The organism is Candidatus Hydrogenedentota bacterium, from assembly GCA_013359265.1.
Classification (GTDB): Bacteria; Hydrogenedentota; Hydrogenedentia; order Hydrogenedentales; family SLHB01; genus JABWCD01.
Window position 1 is genome coordinate 22298 of sequence record JABWCD010000026.1, and the last position, 11485, is coordinate 33782.

Here is an 11485-nt window from a genome sequence, read left to right on the forward strand (position 1 = left end):
AGAAGTTCTAAGAGACGCCGCGAACTTCCGCGCTCCTCTCGTGCGTGATAGAATGCCCGCCGCATGAAAATCACCTTTGTCATTCCGGTCTACAACGAGCGCGACACGCTGGAGGCGTTGACCGCGGGCATTGTCGAGCACGCGGCGCCGCACGACTATCAAATTCTATTCGTGGACGACGGCAGCACCGACGGGTCTTACGATGTGATGTGCCGGTTGCGCGAGGCCAATCCGGCGGTCAAAGTGGTGCGTCTGCGTGGAAACTTCGGCAAATCGGCGGCGCTTGCGGCGGGATTCGCCGCGGCGGGCGGCGAGCTTGTGTTCACGATGGATTCGGACCTTCAGGACGAGCCGAAGGAAATCCCGCGGTTCATCGAAAAACTCGACGAAGGGTACGACGTGGTCTGCGGCTGGAAAGCGGTGCGCCACGATCCCGCGCACAAGACGGTGCCATCGCGCATCTACAATTGGTTCGTGGCGTGGCTGTTCAGCGTGCCGCTGCACGACGTCAACTGCGGTTTCAAGCTGATGCGCGCGGAAGTAGTCAAGAAGATTCAGGTGTATGGAGAGATGCACCGGCTGATTCCGGTGCTCGCGCAAAACTTGAACTACCGCGTCACCGAGATTCCCGTCGAGCATCACCGCCGACGGTACGGCAAATCGAAATTCGGCATTGAACGCTTCACGCGCGGTGCGATGGACGTGTTGACGATGTGGTTCCTCACCCACTACCGCCATGCGCCCGGCCATTTCTTCGGAATGCTCGGATTCTCGCAAAAGGCGATCGGGTTTCTGCTGTTCGCGACGGGCATTGTCGTCTGGTCGGGATCGCACGCTTCGGTCGGCGTGGCGCTGTTCGCCGCGGGACTGTTGCTTGCCGCGACCGGCGCGCTCACCATCTGCATCGGTCTGTTCGCTGAACTCGTGCTGCGCCACTTCGTGCGCATCGACCCGGCGGTCTACGTTGCCGAGGAGAACGGGCGCGACGCACGGCCGCGATGAAGCCCCCCAGCAAACCGATCGCCTTGCTCGTCCTTTTTTCGCTCGTCACCGGCGCACTCTATTTCCGAACGATCGCATTTGATTTCGTAACCTACGACGACGGCGTCTACGTCACCGCGAACGGACAGGTCCGCGCGGGCCTGACGTGGGCCGGCGTTGTGCACGCGTTCACGACGGGCGAGACCGGCACCTGGCAACCGTTGACGCTGCTTTCGCACATGCTCGACTGCGAGCTGTTTGGCCTGAACGCGGGCGGTCATCACGCGACGAGCGCAGTGTTTCACGCGGTGAACACGCTTCTGCTGGGATTGGCCTTGTTGCGCATGACCGGCGCCGCGGGGCCCAGTCTGTTTACCGCGGCGGTATTCGGTCTCCATCCGCTGCACGTCGAGTCGGTGGCGTGGGTCGCCGAGCGCAAGGACGTGCTCAGCACACTGTTTTTCATGGCGACGTTGTATGCGTATGCGCTGTGGGCGGAGACGCTGCGCAAGCGTTGGCTCGCAGCGGCGACGGCAGTCATGGCATTGGGACTGATGGCAAAGCCCATGCTCGTCACGCTGCCGTGCGTGTTGCTGTTGCTCGACTATTGGCCGCTTCGCCGCGTGCACACCGAGAACAGACTGCGCTGCTTCGCATTGCTCGCCGCGGAAAAGCTGCCAATGTTCGTATTGGCGGCCGCGGCTTCTGTCGCGACCATCGTCGTCCAACGTGGCGCGCAGGCGACTTCTTCCTTCGAGACGCTGCCCATCATCCTGCGCGTGGAGAACGCCGTGACGGCGTATGTCCGTTACATCGGCAAGACGCTATGGCCTTCGGATCTTCTCATCTTCTACCCGCACCCGCTGGACAGCTTATCGGTCTTTTTCGTAGTTGCATCAACGCTTGTGCTGCTCGGCATTACCGTCGCCGCATGGACGCAGCGTCGCCGCGCACCGTACCTCATTGTGGGCTGGTTGTGGTACGTGGTCACGTTGCTGCCGGTCATCGGGATTATTCAGGTGGGGACACAAGCGATGGCCGAACGGTATTCGTATATACCCATGATTGGGATTTCGTTGATGGCGTCGTGGGCCGCGCGCGACGCGTTCGCCGGTTTTGATTCACGTGCGCTGCGACGCGCCCTGCCGCTAGCGGCAAGCGCCATACTCACCGTGCTGGCCGTGTTGACGTGGAACCGTATGGGCGTTTGGCGCGATTCGGAGACGTTGTACCGAAACACGGTGCGCGCGATGCCGGATAATCCCGTGGGTAACATGGGGCTTGGACTGTTGCTGGTAGACGCGAAGCGGTACGCCGAAGCCATACCCTTTCTGGAAATGTCCGTTCGCAAGCGCCATCGGGAACCCGAGGCGCAGTATCACCTCGGGATCGCGCACCAGGAACTGCGTAATTTCGAGAAGGCGGAGGAACACTACCGGGCGGCGGTGGCGCTCGATCCGGGATATTCGTTGGCGTGGAACAATCTTGGCGTGACTCTTGACGCGTTGGGGAAGAAGACCGAATCACTTGCCGCCTTTGAACGCGCGGTGCAGACCGGACCTGGAAATCAAGAGGCTGCGGTCAATCTCGTACGCTATCTTATTCAGTTAGGCCGTATCGACGATGCCCGTGCGTGCGCGGCGGAAGCGCACGCGCGAATGCCGGCATCGGACGAATTGAACATGGTTATCGCGTATCTCGAGTCGCTGAATTCCAGGGCGCCGGCGCCATGACGGCGAACGCCGTACACAGTGGACCATCGCCGCGCACGCGATACACGTGGCTCGCGATTCTCGGGTTTGCCACGTTCGCGGTGTACTCGCGCGCACTTTTCTGCGACTTCGTCTATTACGACGACGGCCTTTACGTGTTCGACAACAAACATGTGCGAGAGGGAATCACGATCGCCGGGCTGCGCGGAATATTCACTACGGGCGAAACGGGGACGTGGCAACCGATCTCGCTGTTGTCACACGCAATCGATTGCGAGTTATTCGGATTGAACGCGTGGGGCCACCATCTGTCGTCGATCACGTTGCACACCGCGAACGCGCTCCTGCTCGCGGTAGCGCTGGCGCGCCTTACCGGACGGTTCTATCCTAGCCTGGCGGTCGCCGCGATCTTTGCGCTGCACCCCGCGCACGTCGAGTCCGTAGCGTGGGTATCCGAGCGAAAAGACGTGTTGAGCACAGTGTTCTGGATGCTCTGCCTCATCGCGTATGAGCGCTACGCGCGACGGCGGGGGGCGGGGCGGTACGCGATACTATTGCTTATGCTCGCGCTCGGCCTCATGACAAAGCCCATGCTTGTCACCGTACCGTGCGTGTTGCTGCTTCTCGATTACTGGCCGTTGCGGCGATTCGAAACGGGCGCGGTCCGATTGACGATCGAAAAAGCGCCGCTGTTCGCACTGGTTGCCGCAAGTTGCGTCGTCACGATTGTCGTGCAGCGCCAGCACCAGGCGATCGTATCGCTGGACAAACTGCCCTTGGACATGCGCCTCGGCAATGTCGCCGTCTCCTATGTGAGGTACATTGCGATGATGATCTGGCCCAGCGGTCTTGCGATAGACTACCCGCATCCGAAGGATTCGCTTTCGTCGTTTGACATTGCCGCAAGCTGCGCGCTGATCGCCGCGGTGACGGCATTCGCGGTTGCAGCGCGGAACCGCGCGCCGTACGCGCTCGTGGGATGGCTTTGGTACCTTGGAACGCTCGTGCCCGTCGTCGGATTCGTCCACATTGGCGAGCAGGGGATGGCGGACAGGTACACGTATATACCGACCATCGGAATCGCAATCGCCGTCGTTTGGGGCGTGGACGCGGTAGTCGCGCGCGCGACGGCGGGCCGTGGGGTGCGCGCGCCCGTGGCGGTGAGCACGCTCGCGCTACTTGCGTTTTGGGCCGTGCTGACGTGGTCACAAATTGGTCATTGGAAGAACACCGAAACGTTATGGGCGCGCGCGGTTGCCGTTAATCCGAATCACGAACGCGCGCAGCGAAACCTTGGGGCGGTGTACTTCGAGCGCAAGGAGTATGCGAAGGCCGTACCGCATTTCGAGGTGGCGGCGGCGCTTAACCCGGACGATCCAAGAGCGTTCCACAATCTCGGCATCGCCCAGATGCGGTTGGGCAACACCGGCGCCGCGCTCGATGCACTCGCGCGCGCAAGCGCGATCGATCCGCAAAACGTCGATACGCGCAATGCGATCGGGATATGTCTCATCCAGTTGAATCGTGACGCGGAGGCCGTGCGCGTACTGATGGAAGCGAACCGGTCGGGCACGGGGGATGCTGTCCTCGCCGCAGACATTGCGGCAAACCTCGGTGTGGCGCTCTGGAAATCCGGGCGTGTTGACGACGCGATTGACGTATTGAAGCAGGCCATCGGGCAATATCCGGACGACGCGAAACTGCGCAATATTCTTGGTATTGTGTTCAACGCCAAGGGTCGGCGGGATGACGCGATGAAGGAATTTCGAGAGGCGCTTCGCATCGATCCGTCATTCGAGGACGCGCGGCGCAATCTGAACGCGCTGGGCGGATAGCCGGACCAGGTATGTTAAGGAGACAACAGCGTGGGATTCGTTGGGACAGCGATCATGTTGGGATTGTTCGTTTCGGCGGCGGATAGCGCGCCGCCAAGCGGTGTGGAATCGGTGCTTGTGTGGCCGCATGGCGCGCCCGGCGCCGTCGGTGAAGAACCGCAGGACAAACCGGCGCTGTATCTCTATCCAGCCGCCGCAAAAAGGAACACGGGCGTCGCAATTGTGGTCTGCCCTGGGGGCGGCTACTCCGGTTTGGCGATGAGCTACGAGGGACACGACGTCGCGCAGTGGCTGAACAATAACGGCATTTCCGCATTCGTGCTCCAGTATCGGCTGGGACCGCGTTACCGCTATCCCGCGCCGCAACTTGACGCGCAGCGCGCGGTCCGCATTGTGCGTTCGCGCGCGGCGGAATGGAACATCGATCCGGGCAAAATCGGCATCCTCGGGTTCTCCGCCGGCGGCCATCTCTCCGCGATGACCGGCGTTCATTACGTCGACGGCAAGCCGGACTCGACCGATCCTGTGGAGCGCGTGCCGACACGGCCGGACTTTCTCGTCCTCGTGTATCCGGTCATAACAATGCAGGGGCCGGAGGCGCACGCAGGGTGCGTGGGGAACCTGCTGGGCGAAAACCCCGATCCGGCCCTCGTAAAGGAGTGCTCAACTCACCTTTTCGTCGACTCGAAGACGCCGCCCGCGTTTATCCTGCATACGACGGCCGATCAGGCGGTCTCCGTGTCGAACGCGGTGCTGTTCTACGACGCGTGCGTCAAAGCAGGTGTGCCGGTCGAGATGCACCTCTTCGAACAAGGCAAGCACGGTGTTGGTATGGGCGGCTCGCGCGCACCCGGTAATCCTGTTGGGGAGTGGCCTGAATTGTGCTTGAAGTGGTTGGTGTATCGGGGAATGTTGACTCGATTGGAGTGATGTAACGACGTGACATCCTGCGCTGATGTGTCGCCGAAAGAACTCCGCGAATCAAAATGGTCGCTTGATTCCAAGATCGCGGCAGATTTTCAGGGCCAAGGGATTTGGAATTTCGTTGTGGCGGGGAACCGACGAACGCCGATTATTCTCAGGGTTGCTCCACCATGAATGCCGCGCGCCTTCACGAACGAGAGTACAACCTTCGCGAAGTAAATGATCCAGCAGCTCCCTCCGCTTCAAAGCGTAATCGACTCCTCCACGTACGAGCCGGTGGCGAGAGCCAACGCATCGGCCTTGTTCATTTCAATGGCTTCTTCCAACGCTGAACGAAGGTTTTCGATGAGCTCCGTGCGCGTGGTGCCTTGGCTGTTGACTCCCGGGACTTCTTCGATCCAGCCAATCCACCATTCTTCGTCCTGCTGAATCATGGCCGTATACGTATTTTGCATGGGTGCGATTCCTGTTAATTCGATCCCCAGAATAGTATGTTCGACTTGTTCCTGTCCATCTCAGCGTTCGCGCGGGCCAAACTGGCTCCCCCACGATTGGATGCTTTGAAGATGTTCGGTATTTGAACCCCTGGGGACTTGCTCTCTACCATCGGGCAATCATGTCAGACATGGCATTGCGCCTGATCGATATTCGAAAAGCCTTCGGCGGTGCGCCCGCGTTACGCGGCGCTCGGCTCGACGTGCAGGCGGGGGAAATCCACGGACTGGTCGGTGAGAACGGCGCCGGGAAAAGCACGCTGATCAATATAGCCACGGGGGTGTTGCGTGCGGACGCCGGCTCGGTCGAAATCGATGGGAACACGGCACACCTCGCCAATCCGCGTCACGCTGGCGCGCTTGGCGTCGCCGTCGTACACCAGGAAGCCGATCTCTTTCCGCAGTTGAGCATTGCCGAAAACATGCTGTTGTCGCAGGGGCTGGTTACGGGCCGCTTCGGACTTATAAATTGGGCGGCAACGCATCGCGCGGCCGCCCGCATGGTCGCAGAAATGGGCGAATCGTTCGACGTGCGCGCGCCGGCAAGCGGTCTCTCGGTCGCCCGCCGTATGATGGCGGAAATCGCCGCCGCGTTGTCGCGCAACGCGCGCGTGCTGTTTCTCGACGAACCCACCGCGTCGCTCACCGGCAATGAAATCGAAAGCCTCTTTGCGAGATTGCGCGAGTTGCGCGGTGCGGGTGTTGCCATCGTCTTCGTCAGCCACCGACTCGAAGAAGTCACGGCGCTCTGCGATCGGGTGACAATCATGCGCGACGGCGAGACTGTCGCGACGCACCCGACGGCGGAACTGTCCATCGAGAAGATCGTTTCCTTAATGATCGGACGTGCGCGCGTCGAATCCGTACGGAGACCCAAACGGACGCATGAAACGGAACGCGCGCTTCGGTTTGAGGTTGTAGGCGCCACCGACGCGGAAAATGCGTTCAAGGACGTGTCGCTCTGCGTGCAAGCTGGCGAAATCGTCGGCGTTTACGGCTTTGTCGGGGCGGGGCGTAGCGAACTCGCGCAGGCGGTATTCGGAATTCGGCGATTGCGCTCGGGTCACGTCAAGGTGGACGGCGCCGAAGCTTCCATTTCCTCGCCCCGCGACGCGGTAAAACACGGCATCGCCTATTTGCCCGAAGACCGGCTTGTGCAGGGCGTGTTCAGGAGTCATCCGTTGCGCGCGAATGCCAGTGTCGCCGCGTTGCCATCCCTGTCGTCTCTGACGTGGATTCGACGTAGCGACGAAGTCGCGCTTGGCGAGAAAGTCGTGCGCGACATGCGCGTACGCGCCCGGTCGATCGAGCAGCCCATCGGCGCGTTGAGCGGTGGCAATCAACAGAAGGTTGTGTTTGGACGCTGGCAGGCGGTCGAACCGAAGGTGTTTCTGCTCGATGAACCGACACGTGGCGTGGACGTCGGCGCGAAAACCGAGATTCATGCGCTCATCAACGACATGGCGGATCGCGGCGCCGCGGTAGTGCTGATCAGCTCGGAATTGCCCGAGATCATGGCGATGAGCGATCGCGTTATAACGATTTCAGCCGGGAAAATCACGGGTGAGTTCGACCCGCGATCCGACGAAGAACATGCCATTGCCACTGCCGCTGTGCCGAAATCAGGTGCAGCGGAAACCGTGCCAGCGGCGACGCGCAGCGCGGCGGTGCGCGCCGCGGCGTTTCGCGAGGGAGGCCTGCTCGCCATTACGCTCGCGCTGTGCGGAGTCATGGCCATACTGCGCCCACAACAATTCGCAACCGCGCAAAACCTGCTCGATGTGCTGGCGAACGCCGCGCTACCGGGCATCATGGCGCAAGGCGCGATGCTGATTATCTGCGCGGGTGGGATCGACATCTCCGTTGGCGCGATGATGGGGCTGATCGCCGCGATCGCCGGCATGGCCGCGCTGAACGGGGCGCCCCCCTTGGTATGTGTTGCGGCCGCATGCGTACTGGGGTGCGCGTTCAGCATGCTGAACGCGGCTACGTCGCTCATCGCGCGCATTCATCCCATTATCGTCACGCTCGCCGGCATCAGCATCTACCGTGGGGCGATGCTATACGTGTTAAGCGCGCGCGAAGTCGTAAACCTTCCCGCGTCGTACCGCGCGCTGGCCGATGGGACACTCTTCGGCGCGCCAAAGGTCTGTTACTACGTCATCGCCGTTACGCTCGTTACGTTCATTGTCCTGCACTTTACGCTCGTGGGCCGGAAGGCCCTCGCGATCGGCAACAGCGAGAGCGCGGCACGATTAATCGGACTTTCAAAGACCAAGCTGACATTGTTCGTCTTCGCCTATTCGGGCGCGCTCACCGGCATCGCCGCCATTATGCACGGCGCATACTACGGCAACGTGCAATCGAACGCTGGCGACGGTCTCGAATTGAAAGCAATCGCCGCCGCGGTTATCGGCGGAACAAATATTCTCGGCGGGCGCGGCTCGGCGTTCGGCACGCTGCTTGGCGCGTTTCTCGTCGCGCTCATGTACAACGCGCTTACCCTGCTCGGCATCAGCTCGTACTGGCAAAACCTGTTCGTCGGCGCGCTCATACTGGGCGCGGTCGTGACGGATACGTCGCTCCAACGGCTGCGGAAACCCGCATGATGCGCGCGCTGCTCGGACGGGACGCCGCCCTGCTTGCCGTGCTGTTGGCCATGTTTGCCGGATTCAGTCTGACCGTCGACGGCTTCTTCGACTGGTTCAACATTCTCGATCGCGCTCGGTACTGGGTGGTGCCGGGCATCATCGCCGTGCCGATGACTTTTATCATCGCAACCGCGGGGATCGATTTGTCCGTCGGCTCGATAGTCGCCTTGTCGGGAATCGTGCTGGGCATTGTTTTTCAAGATCTCCACGCTCCGATCACGCTCGCCTCTTTTGCGGCAATCCTCATCGGCGCAATCGCCGGAGCGGTCAATGGCGGTGTCGTCAGCCTGCTTGGCGTCCCCCCGCTGGTGGTAACGCTCGCGACGATGGCCCTGTTTAGGGGCATCGCGATGGGCTTCAGTAAGGGCGCGCCGAAGGGCGGCTTTCCAGGCGGGTTCACCTGGATTAGTCAAGGTGACCTCTTCTCGCTGCCGCTGGGTGGTTCGCCGGCATATGTTCCGGCTCCCATTGTTGCGCTGGCTGTTGTCGTGCTTGCCGGCGGACTTATCATGCGGCGTACGTGGATCGGCAGGTTTACGGAACTTACGGGCGAAAGCGAGACCGCCGCCCGATTCGCCGGCATACGTTCGAACTGGCTGAAGTTCGGCATCTACACGGTCTGTGGCGCGCTGTGCGGCATCGCCGCGCTGTTTCACACGGCCCTCTACGCGACCGCGAAGGCCGACACCGCGCAGGGTCTCGAATTGGACGTCATCGCATGCGTCGTCGTCGGTGGTACACGGATCAGCGGAGGCCGGGCTTCGGTGACGGGCACTTTGCTCGGCTTGCTGATCATCGGTATGCTGAAGTACGGGCTCGAAATGGCGGGCGTAAAGTCCCAGTACATCATCATTTTCGTGGGCGTACTGTTAATTGCCACCGCGGTGTTCAACGAATGGGTCAGTGCGAGAGGGGAACGGGCATGAGGAAGATTTCGGATTTTGGATTTTGGATTTTGGATTCACAGCGCCCGGCGCGCTTCGCGGTCCTCGTGATTGCGGCGATTGTTGCGCTGTCGGGATGCCAACCGAGCCAACCCGCATCGAGTTCCACCCCGGCTTCGCCACCCGAAACTGCGACGGCCCCCGCAGCACCCGCGAAACCCGCCGCGGCAAAAAAACTGACCATCGGTGTCATGCCGAAGCTGGTGGGCATTCCCTTCTTCACCGCGACGGAAAAAGGCGCGAAAGAGGCCGGCGCGGAACTGGGCGTCGAAGTGGTGTTTGACGGGCCGCCGAAAAACGACGTTCAACTCCAGGTGCAGATGATCGAGACCTGGATTGCGAAAGGATTCGACGCAATCGCCGTCGCGCCAAACGATCCCGACGCCATCGCACCCGTGCTCGAAAAGGCGCGCAAGCGTGGTATCACGGTCATCGCGTGGGATGCCGACGCGAAGAAGGAGGCGCGCGATTTCTTCGTGAACCAGTGCACCTCCGCAAGCGTTGCGCGCGCCTTGATGGACGTCATGGCCGAAGGCGCCGGACCCGAAGCGAAGTACCTCATCGTCACCGGCTCGCTCACCGCCGCGAATCAAAATATCTGGATGGCGGAAATGGAAAAATACCGCCAGGAGAAATATCCGAACTTGAAGAATCTGTCCGAAACGCCGAAGGTTTCGGAAGAGGACCCCGCGCTCGCGACGCAGGTTACCGCCGATTCGCTGAAGGCCTACCCCGATTTGCAGGGTATTTTCGCGATTACGTCCGTCGCGCTCCCCGGCGCATCCGAAGCGCTTCGCAAGTCCGGCATGGCCGACAAAGTGTTCCTCACCGGACTCACCACTCCGAACAGCATGAAGGAGTACATCGCCGACGGCACGGTCAAGAAGTTTGTGCTGTGGAACCCGGTCGACCTTGGCTACCTCGCCGTTCACGCCGCCACCGCGTCCGCCAAAGGCGATCTCACACCCGGCGCAACGACGTTCAAAGCCGGTCGGCTCGGCGAACGCAGCATCCTCGACGGCGATCAGATAATCCTCGGCGATCCGATTGTCTTCAGCAAGGAAAACATCGGCCAGTACGACTTCTAAAGGAACGCCGCAATGAAACGGGCGCTTCACGTACTGTTGCGCGCGCTCGTTCTATTTGCCGTCGTGGTTGTGGTGTTTTACGTCGTCTTTTTCTTTGCACAACAGCCGCTGATCTACCAGTCCGCACGCGAGGTGACACGAACACCTGGCGACTTTGGTTGGGCCTTTGAGAACATCGTCATGCCCGTGAACGGCGAAACGACGACCGGCTGGTATCTCCCAATGGAAAACGCCCGTGGCACAATTCTCCTTTGCCACGGTAACGGCGGCAATGTCGGCTCGCATCTTGATGTTACGCGTCTGTTCCGCGAAATGAATTTCTCCGTACTGATTTTCGATTACGGCAGCTATGGCGAAAGCACAGGCTCGCCGTCGGAAGAGCGGGTATACGCCGACGCGAAGGCGATGTGGGACTACCTGACGAAACAGCGCAGCCTTCCGCCAGATTCGATTATCATATGGGGTCAATCATTCGGTGGCGCCGCCGCGTGCGACCTTGCATCGAAGGTAAGACCTGCAGCACTCGTCCTGGAAAGCACGTTTACTTCCATGGCGGACGCAGCTTTTTCGAATTTCCCGTACTTCCCCGCCGACTGGTTCTTGCGCAGTCATTTTCGCTGCATTGACAAGATTGGAAAGGTACAGTCACCGGTGCTTATCATCCACAGCATAGATGACACACAATACCCAATCGCTCACGGTAAGGCGCTCTACGCGCGCGCACCGGAACCCAAGCACTTCATCGAAACCCGCGGCGACCACTACGATACCGTGCCGCCGAAATCGCGATATAGGCCTCAAATCGAATCGTTTTTGACGAGCGCTCGCGCGAATTGATCGGTTTGCGCCTTCTGCT

At 60.8% G+C, this 11485-nt stretch carries 10 protein-coding genes; 8 read left to right on the top strand and 2 right to left on the bottom strand.

Annotation, left to right across the window (positions count from 1 at the left end; translation table 11 throughout):
* The first annotated feature begins 63 nt into the window (after positions 1–63).
* The 4 genes from HUU46_20060 to HUU46_20075 are packed head-to-tail and all read left to right on the top strand — an operon-like array spanning position 64 to position 5458.
* Complete coding sequence (locus HUU46_20060) at positions 64–1002, top strand: glycosyltransferase family 2 protein (protein ID NUM55941.1); 939 nt, start codon at positions 64–66, stop codon at positions 1000–1002.
* Positions 999–2714 carry a tetratricopeptide repeat protein gene (locus HUU46_20065; protein ID NUM55942.1) on the top strand — a complete coding sequence of 572 codons (1716 nt, stop codon included), beginning with the start codon at positions 999–1001 and terminating at the stop codon, positions 2712–2714. Before HUU46_20060 ends, HUU46_20065 begins: the two co-directional genes overlap by 4 nt.
* Positions 2711–4528 carry a tetratricopeptide repeat protein gene (locus HUU46_20070; GenBank protein ID NUM55943.1) on the top strand — a complete coding sequence of 606 codons (1818 nt, stop codon included), beginning with the start codon at positions 2711–2713 and terminating at the stop codon, positions 4526–4528. Before HUU46_20065 ends, HUU46_20070 begins: the two co-directional genes overlap by 4 nt.
* Positions 4529–4582: 54 nt before the next feature.
* A complete protein-coding gene (locus tag HUU46_20075) occupies positions 4583–5458 on the top strand; it encodes an alpha/beta hydrolase (protein NUM55944.1) in 876 nt (291 codons plus the stop codon).
* A 51-nt stretch (positions 5459–5509) separates the two neighbouring features.
* Here the strand turns inward: HUU46_20075 and HUU46_20080 are convergent, their stop codons facing one another.
* Together HUU46_20080 and HUU46_20085 are read right to left on the bottom strand one after the other, a co-directional pair.
* Positions 5510–5698 carry a type II toxin-antitoxin system HicA family toxin gene (locus HUU46_20080; GenBank protein NUM55945.1) on the bottom strand — a complete coding sequence of 63 codons (189 nt, stop codon included), beginning with the start codon at positions 5696–5698 and terminating at the stop codon, positions 5510–5512.
* A complete protein-coding gene (locus tag HUU46_20085) occupies positions 5695–5907 on the bottom strand; it encodes a type II toxin-antitoxin system HicB family antitoxin (protein NUM55946.1) in 213 nt (70 codons plus the stop codon). The genes HUU46_20080 and HUU46_20085 overlap by 4 nt, the downstream gene beginning before the upstream one ends.
* Before the next feature lie 161 nt (positions 5908–6068).
* On the opposite strand from HUU46_20085, the gene HUU46_20090 reads away from it, so the two are divergent.
* The 4 genes from HUU46_20090 (at position 6069) to HUU46_20105 (ending at position 11466) form a co-directional block, all read left to right on the top strand.
* Positions 6069–8555: an ATP-binding cassette domain-containing protein gene (locus HUU46_20090; protein ID NUM55947.1), complete on the top strand. Its 2487-nt coding sequence runs from the start codon at positions 6069–6071 to the stop codon at positions 8553–8555.
* Positions 8552–9523 carry an ABC transporter permease gene (locus HUU46_20095; GenBank protein ID NUM55948.1) on the top strand — a complete coding sequence of 324 codons (972 nt, stop codon included), beginning with the start codon at positions 8552–8554 and terminating at the stop codon, positions 9521–9523. The genes HUU46_20090 and HUU46_20095 overlap by 4 nt, the downstream gene beginning before the upstream one ends.
* Before the next feature lie 209 nt (positions 9524–9732).
* Positions 9733–10629, top strand: a complete 897-nt coding sequence (locus HUU46_20100) for a substrate-binding domain-containing protein (protein ID NUM55949.1) — start codon at positions 9733–9735, stop codon at positions 10627–10629.
* A gap of 12 nt (positions 10630–10641) precedes the next feature.
* Positions 10642–11466, top strand: coding sequence for an alpha/beta hydrolase (locus tag HUU46_20105; GenBank protein NUM55950.1), 825 nt, complete (start codon positions 10642–10644; stop codon positions 11464–11466).
* The last annotated feature ends 19 nt before the right edge of the window (positions 11467–11485 follow it).

What these genes read in the sequence shown, in the direction of transcription:
- HUU46_20060 (NUM55941.1), top strand. Translation starts at nt 64, where the DNA reads ATGAAAATCACCTTTGTCATTCCGGTCTACAACGAGCGCGACACGCTG.
- HUU46_20065 (NUM55942.1), top strand. Translation starts at nt 999, where the DNA reads ATGAAGCCCCCCAGCAAACCGATCGCCTTGCTCGTCCTTTTTTCGCTC.
- HUU46_20070 (NUM55943.1), top strand. Translation starts at nt 2,711, where the DNA reads ATGACGGCGAACGCCGTACACAGTGGACCATCGCCGCGCACGCGATAC.
- HUU46_20075 (NUM55944.1), top strand. Translation starts at nt 4,583, where the DNA reads ATGTTGGGATTGTTCGTTTCGGCGGCGGATAGCGCGCCGCCAAGCGGT.
- HUU46_20085 (NUM55946.1), bottom strand. Translation starts at nt 5,907, where the DNA reads ATGCAAAATACGTATACGGCCATGATTCAGCAGGACGAAGAATGGTGG.
- HUU46_20090 (NUM55947.1), top strand. Translation starts at nt 6,069, where the DNA reads ATGTCAGACATGGCATTGCGCCTGATCGATATTCGAAAAGCCTTCGGC.
- HUU46_20095 (NUM55948.1), top strand. Translation starts at nt 8,552, where the DNA reads ATGATGCGCGCGCTGCTCGGACGGGACGCCGCCCTGCTTGCCGTGCTG.
- HUU46_20100 (NUM55949.1), top strand. Translation starts at nt 9,733, where the DNA reads ATGCCGAAGCTGGTGGGCATTCCCTTCTTCACCGCGACGGAAAAAGGC.
- HUU46_20105 (NUM55950.1), top strand. Translation starts at nt 10,642, where the DNA reads ATGAAACGGGCGCTTCACGTACTGTTGCGCGCGCTCGTTCTATTTGCC.